The organism is Pseudomonas delhiensis, assembly GCF_900187975.1.
Lineage (GTDB): Bacteria > Pseudomonadota > Gammaproteobacteria > Pseudomonadales > Pseudomonadaceae > Pseudomonas > Pseudomonas delhiensis.
The window spans coordinates 20,313-37,606 of sequence record NZ_FZPC01000030.1 but is presented as its reverse complement, the minus strand read 5'-3'; the positions used below and the strand labels follow the sequence as shown (position 1 = coordinate 37,606).

Here is a 17,294-nt window from a genome sequence, read left to right as displayed (position 1 = left end):
GGCCGCCCGTGCGGCCCTCTTCCTTGCGGCGTGCCGCCACTGCCTGACGGCGCGCCCTTTCCCTATCAGGCAGGGAGATCACTCAGTCAATGAGCACACCCGTTGTTCTGATCACCGGGGCCGCTGGCGGCCTCGGCAAGGCCATCGCCAAGCGCTTCGCCCAGAGCCACTGGCGCATCGCCGCCACCGACGTCGACAAGAGCGGGCTGCATGCGCTCAACGCCCAGGTGCCGCTGGATGCCAGCGCCGTGGCCGACCTGCGCCGGGCGGACAATTGCCAGAGCCTGGTGGCGGACATCCTCGCCCGCACCGGGCGCCTGGACGCGCTGATCAACGCCGCCGGCGTCTGGCGCGAAGGCCCGGTGGAAAGCTTCAACGAGGACGACTTCGACCTGGTCCTGGGGGTCAACCTCAAGGCCGCGTTCTACATGTGCCAGGCCGCCACGCCCTACCTCAAGGAGAACCGCGGCTGCATCGTGAACATCTCCAGCGACTCCGGGCGCCAGGCCTACCGCGGCTCGGGGGCCTACTGCGCGAGCAAGGCGGCGCTGACCATGCTCACCCGCACCCTGGCCCTGGAGCTGGCCAGCGACGGCGTTCGCGTCAACGCCATCTCCCCGGCCGACATCGCCACGCCCATGCTCGACTACCAGGCCGAGCGCTACGGCCAGGGCAACCCGGCCGCCTACAAGATCGCCCTGCTGCGGGATTATCCACAGGGCAAGGAAGCGCGCTTCATCCGCCCGGAAGAAGTCGCCGACCTGGTCTGGTACCTCTGCGGCCCGCAATCCGAGGCCATCACCGGCGCCGACCTGGCCATCGACTTCGGCCTCTCCGCCGGCCGCTGAGCCGCACCGCGCGCCAATCGCCCGGCGATTGGCGCGCGCCCCTGTTCGCCGGGGCCAATGGGGGGTATAGAAAAGAGTGTGTCGCAAGGCCAGGCGCAGTGCGTCCAGTCTTGGTCCCCCCACCCGCCCTGCGAGAGCGATATGGAACCCGGCAACCACCAACTCAGCATGACCGTCCTGATGACCCCGGACATGGCCAACTTCTCCGGCAACGTCCACGGCGGCACCCTGCTCAAGTACCTCGACGAGGTCGCCTACGCCTGCGCCAGCCGCTACGCCGGCCACTACGTGGTGACACTGTCGGTCGACCAGGTGATCTTCCGCGAGCCGATCCACGTCGGCGAGCTGGTGACCTTCCTCGCCTCGGTCAACTACACCGGCCGCACCTCCATGGAGATCGGCGTGAAGGTGGTCACCGAGAACATCCGCGAGAAATCCGTGCGCCACACCAACAGCTGCTTCTTCACCATGGTGGCGCTGGACGACGAGCGCAAACCCACCTCCGTGCCGCCGCTGCAGCCGGCCACCCGGGAGGAACGCCGGCGCTTCGCCCAGGCCCAGCAGCGCCGTCAGCTGCGCCAGGAGCTGGAGCAGCGTTACCAGGCAATTCGTGAAGAATGGGACAAGGATGCCGACATTTCTTGACAAGATTTCTCAAGTGCCGCTGAAAAAGTCCGGCGCGTCAACGAGTTAACCTTGAGCGTCGGCAAGGCCGAAAGCCTTGCCAGCGCCTAGACTTGTCCAATCCGCGGGTTTGCCCCCGTGATCCACCTTCGAGCCGCCGCCCGCCCGGGGCGCTGGCTCCCTGCGTGCCCGGAGCCCAGACCATGCACCACACACCGCTACTGACCACCCTCGCCGTCGGCTTCGTGCTGGCCTTCATCCTCGGCGCCCTGGCCAACCGCCTGCGCATCTCGCCGCTGGTCGGCTACCTGCTGGCCGGCGTGCTGGCCGGGCCCTTCACCCCCGGCTACGTCGCCGACCAGGCGCTGTCGACGGAAATCGCCGAACTGGGGGTGATCCTGCTGATGTTCGGCGTCGGCCTGCACTTCTCGCTGAAGGACCTGCTCTCGGTGAAGGCCATCGCCATCCCCGGCGCGGTGGTGCAGATCGGCGTGGCCACCCTGCTCGGCATGGGCCTGGCCTGGATGATGGGCTGGCCGCTGGGCGGCGGCCTGGTGTTCGGCCTGGCGCTGTCGGTGGCCAGTACCGTGGTGCTGCTGCGCGCCCTGGAGCAGCGCCAGCTGATCGACACCAAGCGCGGGCGCATCGCCATCGGCTGGCTGATCGTCGAGGACCTGGCCATGGTCCTCACCCTGGTGCTGCTGCCGGCGCTGGCCGGCACCCTCGGCGGCAAGGCCGAGGACGGCGCCAGCGGCGGCATCCTGCTGCCGATCCTGCTGACCCTGGGCAAGGTGGTGGCCTTCGTCGCGGTGATGATCCTCGGCGGCCGCCGCGTGGTGCCCTGGGCCCTGGAGAAGATCGCCGCGACCGGCTCGCGCGAGCTGTTCACCCTCGCCGTGCTGGCCATCGCCCTGGGCATCGCCACCGGCTCGGCGGTGGTGTTCGGCGTGTCCTTCGCCCTCGGCGCCTTCTTCGCCGGGATGATCCTCAACGAATCCGAACTCAGCCACGAGGCGGCGGAAAACTCGCTGCCCCTGCGCGACGCCTTCGCCGTGCTGTTCTTCGTCTCGGTGGGCATGCTGTTCAACCCGGCGATCCTGATCCACGAGCCGCTGCCGGTGCTGGCCACCTTCCTGGTCATCGTGTTCGGCAAGTCGGTGGCCGCCTACGTCATCGTGCGCCTGTTCGGCCACCCCAACAGCACCGCCCTGACCATCGCCGCGAGCCTGGCGCAGATCGGCGAGTTCTCCTTCATCCTGGTCGGCCTGGGCGTGACCCTCGAGCTGCTGCCCGAGCAGGGCCGCGACCTGGTGCTGGCCGGCGCCATCCTGTCGATCCTGGTCAACCCGCTGCTGTTCATCGCCATCGAGCGCCTGCAGGCGCGCAAGGAAGCCGCCCAGCCCAGCGAAGCCCAGGCGCAGGACGAAGACCTGCCGCCGCCGGTGCGCGAGCACGAGCACGCCATCCTCATCGGCCACGGCCGCGTCGGCGAACTGGTCAGCGCGCGCCTGCAGAAGGACGGCGTGCCCCTGGTGGTGATCGAGGACAAGCGCGAGAAAGCCGCCGAACTGCGCGAGCGCGGCCTGAGCGTGGTGGTCGGCAACGCCGCCAACCCGGAAGTGCTGGCCCTGGCCAACATCGCCACGGCGCGCTGGCTGCTGATCGCCATCCCCAACGGCTTCGAGGCCGGGCAGATCGCCAGCCGCGCACGGGCGGCCAACCCCGAGCTGGACATCATCGCCCGCGCGCACTTCGACGCCGAGGTGGAGTACCTGGAGCAGAACGGCGCCAACCTGGTGATCATGGGCGAACGCGAGATCGCCCAGGGCATGTACCAGCGCGTCGAACAGCACGACACCCCGGCGCCGCAGCCGGATGGGCTGCCGCAGTCGGCTTGAGGCCGCGGCGGGCGCCGGTCGCTACTGGCCCCGCCTGGAGGATAGCGGCTGACGCACCCTCAGATCGCCTTCGCCTCGAACCGCACCCGCGGGTGCGCGATGCGGTCCTGGGCGCGCACCAGTTCCAGCTCGTAGCTGCCGCAGTGCTGGGTTTCCAGCAGCACCTCGTGCACCGCCGCGGCGGTGAACTCGAAGGCCGTGCAGGGCGCTTCGCCCAGCAGCAGGCGGGCCAGGAACAGGCCGGAGGTCAGGTCGCCGACGCCCACCGGCTGGCGCGGGAAGGCCAGCAGCGGGCGGCGCAGGTGCCAGTTGCCCTCGGCGCTGACCAGCAGCATCTCGAAGGCGTCCGACGGCTTGCCCGGGTAGTTCAGGTGCTTCACCAGCACCGCCTTCGGGCCGCGCGCCAGCAGGCTGCGGGCCATGTCCACGCAGTCCTCCAGGGAGCGCGGGCTGCGCTGGCAGAAACTGTCCAGCTCCAGCTGGTTGGGGCACAGGTAGTCGGCCACCGCGGCGGCCTCCTGGAGCAGGAACTCGCCGACCTCCGGCGCCACGATGCAGCCCTTGTCCGGGAGGCCCATCACCGGGTCGCACAGGTAGATGGCCCGCGGGTTGGCCTCGCGGATGCGCGCCAGCGCCTCGAGGATGGCGCGGCCCTGGGCGGCGCTGCCCAGGTAGCCGGACAGCACGGCGTCGCAGTTGCCCAGCTCGCCGATGGCGGCGATGCCCTCCACCAGCGCCGGAATCTGCTCCGGCGGCAGCACCTGGCCGGTCCAGTGGCCATACTGGGTATGGTTGGAGAACTGCACGGTGTTCAGCGGCCAGACGTTCACCCCGACGCGGCGCATCGGGAACACGGCGGCGCTGTTGCCGGCATGGCCGAAGACGACGTGGGACTGGATGGCGAGGACGTGGGGGGTACGCGACGACATGGCGAATTCCTGCAACTGGATGTGTCAGTATGGGGCGCAATTCACCACCTGGGAACCAGCGGCTCTCGCCGCTTTCCTACAGACTCGGTAAGCTGAAGCGCCTCTTCCCGAGCGGAGCCTTGAAGTGACCTTGGGCAACCTTTTCGTATTCCTCCTGCTGGCCACGGCCGCCGCCTGGTGGTGGCGCGCCCACGGCATCCGCGAGCGCGCCCTGCAGCTGGCGCGCCAGCACTGCGCGCGGCAGGGGGTGGAGCTGCTCGACGAGAACGTCGCCCTGCGTCGCCTGCGCCTGCGCCGCGGCGCCAACGGCATGCTCTGCCTGGCCCGGGAATACGGCTTCGAGTTCACCGCCAGCGGCCAGGACCGCTACAACGGCAGCATCACCATGCTCGGCCAGCGCCCCGGCCCGATCGAGCTGGAGCCCTTCCGCTTCCACCCCGAGCCCCACGAGGTGCGCGCGGTGGTGGAAATCGCCCAGGCCCTGCCGGCGCCCACGGCCGAGCCACAGGCGCCGCGGCACAAGGCCGAGGTGGTGCGACTGGACGAGTGGCGGCGCAACCACGCCGACAAGAAAGTCGGCGACTAGCTACTCGTGCCCGAGCAGGAAGCGCGCCACCCGCTCGGCGCTGTCCTGGGGATACTCCTGCATGAAGCAGTGCCCGCCGGCGACGTTCTGTCCGCCGACGTGGGTGTTCTGCGCGCACCAGCGGGCCACCGCCTTGGGCACGAAGGGGTAGGTCCGCTCGCCGAACAGCACCAGGGTCGGCGTGCCCACCTTCGCCAGCGACGGCCACAGGCGCTTGGGGAAGGAGCTGAAGATCTCCGCCTCGCGGCTCGGCCGGCACTTCAGCTCGACGCCGCCGTCCACCGCCTTGATGGCGTTCTCCACGTAGGCCCATAGCGCCTCGTCGGTCCAGCCCCGGAAGATGCCGCGGCCGTGCAGGCCGGCGTAGGCGGCGGCGCGGTCCGGCCACTGGCTGCGCCGCGCCCTGGCCTTCTGCACCATGGCCCTGCGCTCGTGCAGGCCGAGCACCTCGGACAGCGCCATCACGCCGATCATCGCCGGGGTGAAGAGCACCGGGTCGAGCAGCACCGCGCGTTCGAACAGTTGCGGATGGCGGGCGAGGATCAGGCTGCTGAGCACCCCGCCGAAGCTGTGCCCGCAGGCATGGCGCGGCACTTCGCCGTAGACCGCGCGGCCGGCCTCGAAGGCCTCCACGGCCATCTCGGCGTTGCGGTTCCAGCCGTGGAAGCGCCCGCCGTGGTCGCTGTCGCCGTGGCCCTGGACGTCGCACAGCCAGAGGTCGAAGTCCCGCGCCAGGTGCCTGAGCATCGGCTCGTAGGCGCGAGCGCAGAAGCCGTTGCCGTGCAGGAAGTGCAGCAGTGGCTTGCCGCTGGGTTCGCTGCGCCAGCCGCGCAGGGTGAAGCCGGCGGAACAGGGATGGGACCAGGCGATCAGCTGCATCGGACGTTCTCCTCGAGGGTCGCGCAGTGTAGCGACCCGCGGCCGCGCCGGACCAGTGCCCGGACGTGCTATGGTCGCGCTCCGCCCACCCGCACCGAGCACCATGACCTTCAACCGCCCCCTGCGCCTAATCCTCGCCAGCCTGCTGGTGCTGGCCGGCCTGCTGCTGTCGGTGTACTGGGCGGGCGAGAAGGCGCGGCACCGCTCGCTGCTCGCCGAGGCCGAGGCGGCCCACGAGCAGCTGGGGCTGTACGTCAGTTCCCTGCGCACCCTGCTGGAGCGCTACCGCAGCCTGCCGGCGGTGCTGGCCCTGGACCCCGAGCTGCGCCAGGCCCTGGCCGGCCCGGTGCAGGGCGATGCGCAGCGGGCGCTGAACCTCAAGCTGGAGCGCATCAACGCCGCCGCGCGCTCCTCCACCCTGGAGCTGCTCGACCGCGACGGCCTGGCCGTGGCCGCCAGCAACTGGCGCCTGCCGACCAGCTACGTCGGCCACAACTACGCCTTCCGCCCCTACTTCCGCCAGACCATCGCCCAGGGCACCGGGCGCTTCTACGCGGTGGGCGTGACCACCGGCATCCCCGGCTACTTCCTGGCCAACGCGGTGCGCGACGAGGCCGGGCGCTTCCTCGGCGCCATCGTGGTCAAGCTGGAGTTCCCCGACCTGGAGCAGCAGTGGAGCCAGACCCCCGACCTGGTGCTGGTCAGCGACACCAAGGGCATCGTCTTCCTCGCCAACCATCCCGGCTGGCGCTACCGCGAGCTGCAGCCGCTGGACACCTTCGCCCGCCTGGAGCTGGCGCAGACCCGCCAGTACGACCGCCAGCCGCTGACCCCGCTGCAACACCGCACCCTGCAGCCGCTGGGCGAGGACAGCCGCCTGGTGCGCGTCGGCGCCAGGGGCGACGAGACCGACTACCTCTGGCAGTCCCTGAGCCTGCCCGACGACGACTGGACCCTGCACCTGCTGCGCGACGCCCGCGGCGTGCAGAGCGACGTCGCCACCGCGCGCCTGGCCGCCGCCGGGGCCTGGCTGGCCCTGGTGTTCCTGGCCATGCTGCTGCAGCAGCGCTGGCGCATCGCCCGCCTGCGCCAGCGCAGCCGCGAGGAACTGGAGCGCCTGGTGGAGCAGCGCACCGCCGACCTGCGCACCGCCCAGGACGGCCTGGTGCAGGCCGCCAAGCTGGCGGCCCTGGGGCAGATGTCGGCGGCCCTGGCCCACGAGATCAACCAGCCGCTGACCGCCCAGCGCATGCACCTGGCCAGCGTGCGCCTGCTGCTGGACGCCGGGCGCAACGACGAGGCCCGCGCCGCGCTGGCGCGCCTGGACGAGCTGCTGGAACGCATGGCCGCGCTGACCGGCCACCTGAAGACCTTCGCCCGCAAGACCCCCGGCGGCCTGCGCGAACGCATCGAGCTGGGCCACGTGCTGGAACAGGCCCTGCAATTGCTGACGCCGCGCATCCGCGCCGAGCAGGTGGAGATCAGCCAGGTGCTCAGCGTGCCGGCCTGGGTGCTGGGCGATGCCATCCGCCTGGAGCAGGTGCTGGTCAACCTGCTGCGCAACGCCCTGGACGCGGTGGCCGGCGCCGAGCGCCCGCGCATCGAGGTGACGCTGCGCCACGAGGGCGAGCAGTGGAGCCTGGAAATCGCCGACAACGGCCCGGGGATCGCCGGCGAACACCTGGGCAACGTCTTCGACCCCTTCTTCACCACCAAGCCGGTGGGCGAGGGACTCGGCCTGGGACTGGCGGTATCCTACGGCATCGTCCACGAACTCGGCGGCCGCCTGGAGGCCGCCAACCGTCCCGAGGGCGGCGCGCTGTTCCGCCTGGTGCTGCCCGCCGCGAGCGAAGAGACATGACCGAACACGTGATTTTCGTCGATGACGAAGCCGCCATCCGCGAGGCCGTGCAGCAGTGGCTGCAGCTCTCCGGCTTCGAGGTGCGCCTGTGCAAGAGCGCCGAGGAGTGCCTGAAGAACCTGGAGCGCGGCTTCGCCGGCGTGGTGATCAGCGACGTGCGCATGCCCGGCACGGACGGCCTGGCCCTGCTCGAACGCCTGCAGCAGCTGGACCGCGACCTGCCGGTGATCATGGTCACCGGCCACGGCGACGTGCCCATGGCGGTGCAGGCCATGCGCGACGGCGCCTACGACTTCATCGAGAAGCCCTTCACCCCCGAGCGCCTGCTGGACAGCCTGCGCCGCGCCCTGGAGAAGCGCCGCCTGGTGCTGGAGAACCGCCAGCTGCGCGAGCAGGCGACGCTCAAGGACCAGGTGGCCTCGCGCCTGCTCGGCGTATCCAAGCCCATGGAAGCCCTGCGCCGCCAGGTCATGGCCCTGGCCGACACCCCGGTGAACGTGCTGATCCGCGGCGACACCGGCAGCGGCAAGGAACTGGTCGCCCGCTGCCTGCACGACTTCGGCCCGCGCGCCGGCAAGCCCTTCGTCGCGCTGAACTGCGCGGCCATCCCCGAGCAGCTGTTCGAAAGCGAGCTGTTCGGCCATGAAAGCGGCGCCTTCACCGGCGCCCAGGGCAAGCGCATCGGCAAGCTGGAGCACGCCAACGGCGGCAGCCTGTTCCTCGACGAGATCGAGAGCATGCCGCTGGCCCAGCAGGTGAAGCTGCTGCGCGTGCTGCAGGAGCAGCAGCTGGAGCGCCTGGGCTCGAACCAGAGCATCCGCGTCGACCTGCGGGTGATCGCCGCGACCAAGCCCGACCTGCTGGAGGAAGCCCGCGCCGGGCGCTTCCGCGAGGACCTGGTGTACCGCCTGAACGTCGCCGAGCTGCGCCTGCCGCCGCTGCGCGAAAGGCGCGAGGACATCCCCCTGCTGTTCGAGCATTTCGCCCGGCTGGCCAGCGAAAAGCTCGGCCGCGAGGCGCCGCCGCTGTCCACCGCCGAGCTGGCGCGGCTGCTGGCCCACGACTGGCCGGGCAACGTGCGCGAGCTGGCCAACGCCGCCGAGCGCCACGTGCTCGGCCTGGACCGCGAGGCGCAACTGGCCGCCCCCGCCGGCAGCGGCCTGTTCGAACGCATGGAGGCCTACGAGGCCGAGTGCATCCGCCAGGCCCTGAGCCAGTGCAAGGGCGACATCAAGGCGGTGATGGAACTGCTCGGCCTGCCACGCCGCACCCTCAACGAGAAGATGCAGCGGCACGGGCTGAGCCGCGGGGAATTCCTCGGCGAAGGCTGACGACCACCGCGCCGCCCCGGAACCGTAGGAGCGGATCTCATCCGCGAATCGCGCCTATACCTCCGGCTATCGCGGACAAGGTCCTACAGGATAAACACCGTGCCCCACGGCAACCTGTAGGAGCGGGCCCTGCCCGCGAAATCGCGCGCAGGGCCCGCTCCTACATGGATACGGTGTGGTGGCGGATCTCATCCGCGAGGCACGCCGGAACCTCCGGCTATCGCGGACGGAGTCCGCTCCTACAAGGCTGGAGACACGCCGCCGTTGCCGGTCACAGCCCCGTGGCCAGCTCCCCGGCCTTGCCGCGCTTGTGCAGCACAGCCAGGTACACCAGGCCCACGGCGATCCAGGCCAGGCCCAGGTACTGGGCGTCGGCGCTCATGCTGACCAGCACGTAGCCGATGATCGCCAGCCCCACCAGCGGGCACAGCAGGTGGCGCACCAGCTTGCCGCTCTTCTGGCGGATGAAGTAGTGGTTGATCACCGCCAGGTGCAGCAGGCAGAAGCCGGTGAGCGCGCCGAAGTTGACCAGCGAGGTGAGCACGTCCGGGGCGTCGAGGAAGGCCACGCCGATGCCCAGCGACAGCACCGCCACCAGGTACAGGCTGACGTGCGGGGTCTGGTAGCGCGTGTGCACCTTGGCCAGCACCCGCGGCAGCTTGCCGTCGCGGGCCATGGAGTAGAGCAGCCGCGACACCGCCGCCTGCGAGGTGATCGACACGGTCACGCCCCAGGCCAGCGCGGTGGCCACCGCGGTCAGGGTGGACAGCCACTTGCCGCCGGCGGCCTCGGCGATCTCGTAGAAGGCGGTGTCGGCGGACTGGAAGGTCATGCCGGCGGCGAGGTCGGTGGCCAGCCAGGTCTGCAGGACGAAGATGCCGCCCATGACGAACAGCGCGATCAGCGAGGCGCGGCCGATCTGCCTGGCCGGGTCGCCCTTCACCTCTTCGGCGAGGGTGGAAATGGCGTCGAAGCCGAGGAACGACAGCACCGCGATGGACACCGCCTTCATCACCAGGCCGAGGTCGAAATGCTCCGGCTGGTACAGCGGCGCCAGGGTCAGCCGGCCGTTGCCCATGCCGCCCTCCAGGGCGTGGTAGCCGACCGCCAGGAAGATAGCCAGGACGATCATCTCGGCGATCAGGAACAGCAGGTTGAAGCGCGCGGCGAAGGTGATGCCGCGCAGGTTCACCAGGGTCGCCGAGACCAGGAAGGCGAGCATCCAGGCCAGCTTGGGCACCTGCGGGAACAGGTGGTTGAGCGCCAGCGCGCTGAACACGTAGAGCAGCGGCGGGATCAGCAGGTAGTCCAGCAGCAGCACCCAGCCGGCGAGGAAGCCGACGTGCGGGTGGATGCCGCGCTGGGCGTAGGAGTACACCGAGCCGGCGATGGGGAAGGCGCGGGCCATGGCGCCGTAGCTCAGGGCGGTGAACAGCATCGCCAGCATGCCCACCAGGTAGGCCATGGGCACCATGCCCTGGGAGTCGGCGTGGACCCAGCCATACACGCCGAAGGGCGCGATGGGGATCATGAAGATCATCCCGTAGATGACCAGGTCGCTGAGGGAAAGACTGCGGCGGAGCTGTTGCTGGTAGCCAAACTGTTCGATGGCCATGGGGGAGTCCTCTCGATTCGGCAGCTTTGTCGTTGTTGTCTGCGCCGCGAGCGCGACGGCGTTTCTTGTTCCGGGGCTTACAGCCAGGGCGCCAGGCGCTCGGCCCAGGCCTGGATGGCGGCGGCCTCGCGCAGGCCGTCGTTGCGGATTTCCAGGAGCACGGCGTCGATGCCGCGCTCGTCACCGTGCACCGGCACGGTCATGTCCTCGGCCGGGTCGATGTCATAGGGCTGGTTGGCGCCGATCTCGCCGCCGCCTTCGCGCAGGCCGTCGACGATCCGCCGCGCGTAGCCTTCGGCGCGGCCGTACAGCACGCCGGCGATCCATGGCCGGGACACGCCGCGGTAGCTCGGGGTGAAGCTGTGCACGCCGACCAGGCGCGTCGGCCGGCCGGCCGCCTGGCGCTGGTCGATCAGCTCGGCCAGGGCGCGGTGGAAGGGTTCGAACAGGCGCGCCTGGCGTTCCCGGCGGTTCGCCTCGCTCAGCCCGAGGTTGCCCGGGATGGGGTAGACCTCGCTGTGCCCGGGGATGCTGTCCGGCGCCGCCAGCGGACGGTTCAGGTCGATCAGCAGGCGCGAATAGCCGGCCGCCAGCAGCGGCGCGTCGAGGCGCTCGGCCAGCGCCTCGGCCAGGGCCATCGCGCCTATGTCCCAGGCGATGTGCTCCTGCGCCGCGGCGTCGTCCAGGCCGAGCTGCGCCAGTTCCGCCGGGATGTAGCGGCTGGCGTGCTCGCAGACCAGCAGCACCGGGCTCCTGCCCTGGGGGTTGAGCAGGCGGAACGGCGCTTCGCGGTAGATCCCGCTTTCAGTAGAGGCTGGCATAGCGTTGGCACACCTGGTCGTCGGTGAGGTCGCGGGTCAGCGCCAGCTCCTGGCGCTTCATGGCGAAGTAGGTCTGCAGCAGCGCCGGCGGCAACTGCGCGCAGAGCGCGTGGTCGTCCATCAGCAGTTGCAGGGCCTGCTCCAGCGAGCCGGGCAGCGCCTGGATGCCGAGGGCCTGGCGCTCGGCGGCGTCGAGGGAGTCCGGGTCGACGTCGGCCACCGCGCGCAGCGGCAGGCGCTCCTCCAGGCCGAGGCGGCCGGCGATCAGCACCGCGGCCATGGCCAGGTGCGGCGAGGCGGTGGCGTCCATCGGCCGGAATTCCAGGTTGAACTGGCGCGCCAGCGGCTTGCCGCCGAGGCTCACCACCGGGCAGATGCGCAGCGCCGCCTCGCGGTTGCGCAGGCCCAGGCAGGCATAGGCGGCGCTCCAGTGGTGCGGCTTCAGGCGCAGGTAGGAGACGGCCGTCGGCGCAGTCAGCGCGCACAGCGCCGGCAGGTGGCGCAGCACGCCGGCGGCCCAGTGGCGCGCGGTCTCGGAGAGGTTGTTCGGCTGCGCGGCGTCATACAACAGCGGCGTGCCGTCGAGGCTCTGCAGGCTCAGGTGCAGGTGCACGCCGCTGGTCACTTCGCCGGGCGCGCGCAGCGGCGAGAAGCAGGTGCCCAGGTCCATCTGCCGGGCGATCTCGCGGACCACCTCACGCACATTCACCGCGCGGTCGGCGGCGGCCACGCCCTGGGTCGGGCGGCAGGTCACCTCGTACTGGCGGCGGCCATATTCGGGCAGGAACATCTCCGGCTCGGCACCGGCCTGCTCCAGGGCGGCCATCAGCCAGCCGGGGAAGTTGCCGGCGGCGCGCTGGGCCTGCAGCGAGAAGGCGCCGCCCGGGCCCTCGGGCAGGCCCAGCAGGGTGAATTCGTGTTCGAAGGCGGCGGTGACCTGCAGGCCCAGCTCGCGGTAGCGGGCGATCTCTTCGCGCAGCAGGGTGCGCGGGCACACCGGCCAGGGCGTGCCGTCGGTCTCCACCAGGTCGCCGTGGTAGTAGTCCAGCGGCGGCGCCAGCGGGTCCGGGCCCTGCTCCAGGTACAGGTGCGCCTGGGGGTCGGGCAGCAGGCGCAGGTCGCCGTGGCTGCCCCAGGGGTTGTCGCCGGCGATGATGTCCTGCGGCGTCAGCGCGCTGTTCGCCGGCACCCAGCCGCAGCCGCCGGCCAGTTGCTCGGCGACCGCGGCGGCCGGCAGCGAACGGCCGCGGGTGACGCCGGCCAGGTCGGTGGTGACGAAGCTGCTCAGGTGCAGCGGCCCGGTGGGATGGCTCATGGCATGCTCCGCGGTCAGGCGAGGTCGGCGATGCGGGCCAGCACCGCGTCGGTGTCGGCGATCCAGCAATAGCCCTTGATGGCCTCCAGGCAGGCCTGGTGGCGCTCGGCGGTGTGGGTGGCGCAGGCGTCTTCCACCAGGGTCACCAGGTAGCCGCGGTCGGCGGCGTCGCGCACGGCCATGTCCACGCACTGGTCGGTGACCACGCCGCAGACGATCAGGTGGCGCACGCCGAGGTTGCGCAGCACGTAGTCGATGGCGGTGGAGTTGAAGACGCCGGACGAGGTCTTGGGCAGGACGATTTCGTTCTCGGCCGGCGCCAGCGCGTCTATCACCTGGGCGTCGGGGTGGCCCTTGGGCAGGTGCATGTCCGACAGCTTGTGGTCCAGGGAGCGGTCGCGGCCATCGGCGGTGAGGCTCTCGATGATGGTGTGCAGCACGTTCTGCCCGGCGCCGCGCATGGCCGCCAGCAGGCGCTGCTGGTTGGGGATCACCTGGTTCTGCACGCGCTCGTAGAAGTAGCGGGCCTTGCCGGCGTCGACGTGGGCGTCGCGGCCGGGGATGACCCAGGCGTTCTGCATGTCGACGAACAGGATGGCGGTCTCGCCGCGGCGGTACGGCAGGTCGCGGGGCGAGTGGTGGGGCAGGCTGAACATGGTCACTCCTCGAGCAGGTGGGCGTTGAAGGCGGCGCGCAGTTGGTCGATGCCCTCCAGGCGCTCGTCGAGCTGGGCGTCGCTGCGCGCCACCAGGCTGGCGATGAGCGCCTCGACCTGGGCCATGGCCGGCACCAGCGAGTCGAAGGGCGAGGTGGATTCCACCGGCGCGCTGACGATCAGGTCGGCCAGTTCGCGCAGCGGCGAGGCATAGATGTCGGTGAACAGCACCACCCGCGCGCCGCGGGCCTTGGCGGTCTGGGCGACGAGCTGGGCCTGGGCCTGGTAGCGGCGGTAGTCGAACAGCACCAGCAGCGACTGGCGGTCCATGTCGTGCAGCAGGTCGGGCAGCGCCATGCCGTCGTCCAGCCACAGGCAGCCGCCGCGCAGCAGGCGCAGGTGGGTGACCAGGTAGCCGGCGAGGAAGCGGCTGAAGCGGCCGCCGTGGCAGTACAGGCGCAGGCGCGGGTCGAGCAGCCAGTCGCCGAGCAGGCGGATGTCGTCGGCGCGGGTCAGGTTCAGGGTGTGCTGCAGCTTGTCCGAGGCGTCGGCCAGGTAGCTCGACCAGGGGTCGTCCTGCTCCATGCGTTCGCGGCGTTCGGCGAGCAGGGTACGCGGCGAGCGCAGGCGGTCGTCCACCTCGATCAGCAGGGCATCCTGGAACTCGCCGTAGCCGGCGAAGCCGAGCTTCTTCACCAGGCGCAGGATGGTCGGGTCGCTGACCCCGGCCTGCCGCGCCAGGCGCGCCATGGGGCCCAGGCCCAGGCGCGGGTAGTCGTCGAGAAGGGCACGCAGCACCTTGCGCTCGGCCGGCGTCAGGGCGACGTCCGGTGCGGCCAGGCGGTCTTTGAGGCTGGACATGGCAGCTCCCTTGGCGGTTATGCCTGGTCTTGTAGTGAATATTTCAAATCATTGCAAATACTTTATTTATGTTCGATTCACTACATTTTCCGCGCACAGGCATCCGCCCGCTCTATACCGGGCAGCGGCACGGGCGCTTCGGCAGTCGGGATTTGTTCCGGGCAAAAAAACGGCCGCTGAGTGCAGCGGCCGGAAAGAAGACGTCGATTGGAGCAATCGGATATCGGCGTCGGGAAGCAGGGCCAGTCGGCGTTGGAGGAACCGGCTGGCGTGAGGGGCGGAAGATTCGCAGTCACCGCACCCTCGGGGACACATCAGGCTGATCGTGTCGAGCCTGCCGGGAGAACCCGGCAGATAAAGGCAAGTATATTGACCTAACTATTGAGGATAAAGCGCGAAGACGGCGAAAGACTTTTTCAAGAAATGAAAGAATCACCGCCCCCGCCGGGATAAAAAAACGCCGCATCTCGTATGCGGCGCAAGGCATTGGGAATACCGGCTCACGCTCCGGGCTTCCCGGGGGAAGGGAACGCCGATCAGGAATCGGCGTTGGGCTGGGCAGCGGCCTTGCCGGCGGTACGCTCGGCGTCGGAGGCCTGCTGGGCAGCGGCGATGGCGGCCTCGTTGGCTTTCACCATCTTGTCGGTCATCAGTCGGGACTCTTCGGCGAAGCTCAGTTGCACGAAGGACAGCGAGCAAACGGACAGCAGGGCAGCAACAACAAGTTTACGGGACATGATTTTCGAACCTTTGATTGGCCCCGCTCAGTGGGGGCGATGCAAAGGTTACGACTCGGTGACAGGCGGAAAAATAGCTGGCTCACCAACAGACCATTGCCTGAAAAGCAACAATCCGTTTTCAGGCCCAGTGCGCCGGGTCGCTCAGCACCTGCTCGTCGGCATCGAAGGCCTTGGGCAGTTCTTCCTTGAGGAATTCCACCCAGGTGCGGATCTTCGCGTCGAGGAAACGCCGCGACGGGTAGAGGGCGAAGATCTGCCGCACATGCAGGCTGCGCTCGGGCAGCACGCGCACCAGTTCGCCCTGGCTCAGCGCCGGCGCGGCCACGTAGCTGGGCAGCAGGCAGATGCCCATGCCGGCGCGGGCCGCCCCGGCCAGGGCCTCGGCGACGTTGACCATGAAGGTGTCGCGCGGGCGGATCACGCTCGCCTCGTTGTCTTCCTCGAAGGCCCAGCCCTCCGGGAAGGTCGGGTCCTGCAGGCGCAGGCAGCGGTGCTCGCGCAGGTCGTCGATGCCGCGCGGCGTGCCGCGTTCGGCCAGGTAGCCGGGGCTGGCGCAGAGCACGCTGTAGATGGTGCCGAGGGTCTGGGCGACGTATTCGGAGTCGGGCAGCTCGCGGTCGCGGGTGATGACCACGTCCTGGCCTTCTTCGAGGATGTCCGGCTGGCGCTGGGCCAGGGTCAGCTCGATGTAGACCTCGGGGTAGGCCTGGCAGTAGCGCGAGATCAGCGGGATCAGGTGCTGCTGGCCGAGCCCGGTCAGCGAGTGCACCCGCAGCCGGCCGCGCGGGCTCAGGTGCGCGCCGTTGGCCTCGGCCTCGGCCTCGTCGACGTCCACCAGGATCGCCCGGCAGCGCTGCAGGTAGCGCTCGCCGGTCTCGGTCAGCGCCAGGCGCCGGGTGGTGCGGTGCAGCAGGCGCGCCTGCAGGTAGGCTTCCAGGTCCGAGACCACGCGGGAGACCTGGGCGGTCGACAGGCCCAGGGCGTTGGCCGCAGCGGTGAAGCTGCCGGCATCGACCACGCGGGCGAAGACCCGCATCGCATGTAAAGTGTCCACTGTTGCCCCGTCTGCAAAACTGAATCGCAGTATAGGGTCATTTTCCCCGGACAGTTGCCGGGTATAGTGGCAACCAGGTCGCTGCAGCAGCGACGGGCCCAACCGGCCCGTCGTATGGCACCCGGCACACCAGCCGGTCGCCAACACTCCCCCGCGCATACCAGGCTGCAGCGGCTGCCCTTTTCCTCCAGAGGCGCACGTCTTGATTGATGTGCGCCTTTTTTCGTTCGGGGTGAGTGCATCGAACCGTAGGAGCGAGCTTGCTCGCGAACCCTGGAGCGCCGCATCCCTATCCCGTCATCCCCGCGAACGCGGGGAACCAGCGACTTCCAGCGCGAACATCAGCCACTGGGTTCCCGCGTTCGCGGGAATGACGAGGTTTCAGTACGGTGCCGACGCGCCGCTCAGCGCGGCAGCGGGTAGAGGCGCTCGTCGAACTGCTCCAGGCGCGGGAATTCCAGGGGCGGGTCCCGGTCCAGGTGCTGCAGGCGGTCCTGGTACTGGCGCAGGAAGTCCTGGCGCGCGTCGTTGCTGATGTAGGGCACGTGCCAGGCCACGAACGGCGGCAGCACGGCCATGCCGGTGTAGGCCAGGGTGCCGCGCAGGATCGGCCGCAGCATGTCTTCCAGCGGGCCGTGGATGGCGCCTTCGCCGAACATGTGCTCGCGCCCGCCGAGGGTCACGCTCACCAGGGCCTTCTTGCCGGCCAGGCCGCCCTGGTCGTAGAAGCGCTTGCCGCCGTAGCAGATGCCCGAGACCAGCACGCGGTCGAACCAGCCCTTGAGGATGGCCGGGGCGGAGAACCAGTAGATCGGGAAGTTGAAGATCACCAGGTCCGCCCAGAGCAGCTTGTCCAGCTCGGCCTGGATGTCCGCGGCCAGGGTATGCGCCTTGGCGCCTTCGCGCTGTTCCAGGGCGTAGACCAGGTAGTCCGGGTTGGCGCGGGCGCCGAAGTCGGCGGCGCTGGCCACCGGGTTCCAGTGCATCGCGTACAGGTCCGAGACCTGCACTTCGTGGCCCTGGCCCTGCAGGGTTTCCTCGGCCAGCTTGTACAGCGCGGTGCTGAAGGACTGGGGTTCGTTGTGGGCGTGGACGATCAATACGTTCATGTGGATTCCTGGCGGTAAAGGCGGTACTTGACGGATCGGTGCGCGGGCTCGGCACCCTCTCCCCCAGCCCCTGGCTGCGCGCCCCGCTCCGAAGGGAGAGGGGAGCATTCGTGTTCATCCTTCGGCACCAGCTATCGCCAGGTGGCACCGAAGCGCTCTTGCCCCCTC

16 protein-coding genes are annotated in these 17,294 nt (G+C 69.8%); 6 read left to right on the top strand and 10 right to left on the bottom strand.

Features of this window, described 5'->3' with window-relative positions; translation table 11 throughout:
* Positions 1–89 precede the first annotated feature (89 nt).
* From CHC02_RS24085 to ybaL, 3 genes are all read left to right on the top strand, one after another.
* A complete protein-coding gene (locus CHC02_RS24085) occupies positions 90–848 on the top strand; it encodes an SDR family NAD(P)-dependent oxidoreductase (RefSeq protein WP_089393932.1) in 759 nt (252 codons plus the stop codon).
* Positions 849–989: 141 nt separating this feature from the next.
* A complete protein-coding gene (locus tag CHC02_RS24080) occupies positions 990–1,493 on the top strand; it encodes an acyl-CoA thioesterase (RefSeq protein ID WP_089393931.1) in 504 nt (167 codons plus the stop codon).
* A 182-nt stretch (positions 1,494–1,675) separates the two neighbouring features.
* Positions 1,676–3,370, top strand: coding sequence for a YbaL family putative K(+) efflux transporter (gene ybaL, locus CHC02_RS24075; RefSeq protein WP_089393930.1), 1,695 nt, complete (start codon positions 1,676–1,678; stop codon positions 3,368–3,370).
* 59 nt (positions 3,371–3,429) lie between these two features.
* Here ybaL and pdxY read toward each other — a convergent pair whose 3' ends face one another.
* On the bottom strand, positions 3,430–4,299 hold the full coding sequence (pdxY, locus tag CHC02_RS24070; RefSeq protein WP_089393929.1) for a pyridoxal kinase PdxY: 870 nt from the start codon (positions 4,297–4,299) through the stop codon (positions 3,430–3,432).
* Between the two features lie 124 nt (positions 4,300–4,423).
* On the opposite strand from pdxY, the gene CHC02_RS24065 reads away from it, so the two are divergent.
* Positions 4,424–4,885, top strand: a complete 462-nt coding sequence (locus CHC02_RS24065; protein ID WP_089393928.1) for a DUF3301 domain-containing protein — start codon at positions 4,424–4,426, stop codon at positions 4,883–4,885.
* Here the strand turns inward: CHC02_RS24065 and CHC02_RS24060 are convergent, their stop codons facing one another.
* Positions 4,886–5,764, bottom strand: a complete 879-nt coding sequence (locus tag CHC02_RS24060; protein WP_089393927.1) for an alpha/beta fold hydrolase — start codon at positions 5,762–5,764, stop codon at positions 4,886–4,888.
* Positions 5,765–5,867: 103 nt separating this feature from the next.
* On the opposite strand from CHC02_RS24060, the gene CHC02_RS24055 reads away from it, so the two are divergent.
* Both CHC02_RS24055 and CHC02_RS24050 read left to right on the top strand, forming a co-directional pair.
* Positions 5,868–7,625 (top strand): sensor histidine kinase, encoded by a 1,758-nt coding sequence (locus CHC02_RS24055; RefSeq protein WP_089393926.1) that lies wholly within the window; start codon positions 5,868–5,870, stop codon positions 7,623–7,625.
* A complete protein-coding gene (locus CHC02_RS24050; protein WP_089393925.1) occupies positions 7,622–8,956 on the top strand; it encodes a sigma-54-dependent transcriptional regulator in 1,335 nt (444 codons plus the stop codon). The genes CHC02_RS24055 and CHC02_RS24050 overlap by 4 nt, the downstream gene beginning before the upstream one ends.
* 271 nt (positions 8,957–9,227) lie before the next feature.
* Here the strand turns inward: CHC02_RS24050 and CHC02_RS24045 are convergent, their stop codons facing one another.
* The 8 genes from CHC02_RS24045 to CHC02_RS24010 form a co-directional block, all read right to left on the bottom strand.
* Positions 9,228–10,571, bottom strand: a complete 1,344-nt coding sequence (locus CHC02_RS24045) for an APC family permease (protein ID WP_089393924.1) — start codon at positions 10,569–10,571, stop codon at positions 9,228–9,230.
* A gap of 77 nt (positions 10,572–10,648) precedes the next feature.
* The gene (locus tag CHC02_RS24040) at positions 10,649–11,392 is read right to left on the bottom strand and encodes an N-formylglutamate amidohydrolase (RefSeq protein ID WP_089393923.1); all 744 of its coding nucleotides are present in this window, start codon (positions 11,390–11,392) and stop codon (positions 10,649–10,651) included.
* Entirely contained in the window at positions 11,376–12,707 is a 1,332-nt protein-coding gene (locus CHC02_RS24035) for a glutamine synthetase family protein (protein WP_089393922.1), read from the bottom strand. Before CHC02_RS24035 ends, CHC02_RS24040 begins: the two co-directional genes overlap by 17 nt.
* A 14-nt stretch (positions 12,708–12,721) precedes the next feature.
* The gene (locus CHC02_RS24030; protein ID WP_089393921.1) at positions 12,722–13,363 is read right to left on the bottom strand and encodes a cysteine hydrolase family protein; all 642 of its coding nucleotides are present in this window, start codon (positions 13,361–13,363) and stop codon (positions 12,722–12,724) included.
* Positions 13,364–13,365: 2 nt separating this feature from the next.
* Entirely contained in the window at positions 13,366–14,223 is an 858-nt protein-coding gene (locus tag CHC02_RS24025) for a MurR/RpiR family transcriptional regulator (RefSeq protein WP_089393920.1), read from the bottom strand.
* Positions 14,224–14,759: 536 nt separating this feature from the next.
* On the bottom strand, positions 14,760–14,960 hold the full coding sequence (locus CHC02_RS24020) for a hypothetical protein (RefSeq protein WP_089393919.1): 201 nt from the start codon (positions 14,958–14,960) through the stop codon (positions 14,760–14,762).
* Between the two features lie 121 nt (positions 14,961–15,081).
* On the bottom strand, positions 15,082–16,017 hold the full coding sequence (locus CHC02_RS24015; RefSeq protein ID WP_208604359.1) for a LysR family transcriptional regulator: 936 nt from the start codon (positions 16,015–16,017) through the stop codon (positions 15,082–15,084).
* A gap of 404 nt (positions 16,018–16,421) precedes the next feature.
* The gene (locus CHC02_RS24010; RefSeq protein ID WP_089393917.1) at positions 16,422–17,126 is read right to left on the bottom strand and encodes an NAD(P)H-dependent oxidoreductase; all 705 of its coding nucleotides are present in this window, start codon (positions 17,124–17,126) and stop codon (positions 16,422–16,424) included.
* Between the last annotated feature and the right edge of the window lie 168 nt (positions 17,127–17,294).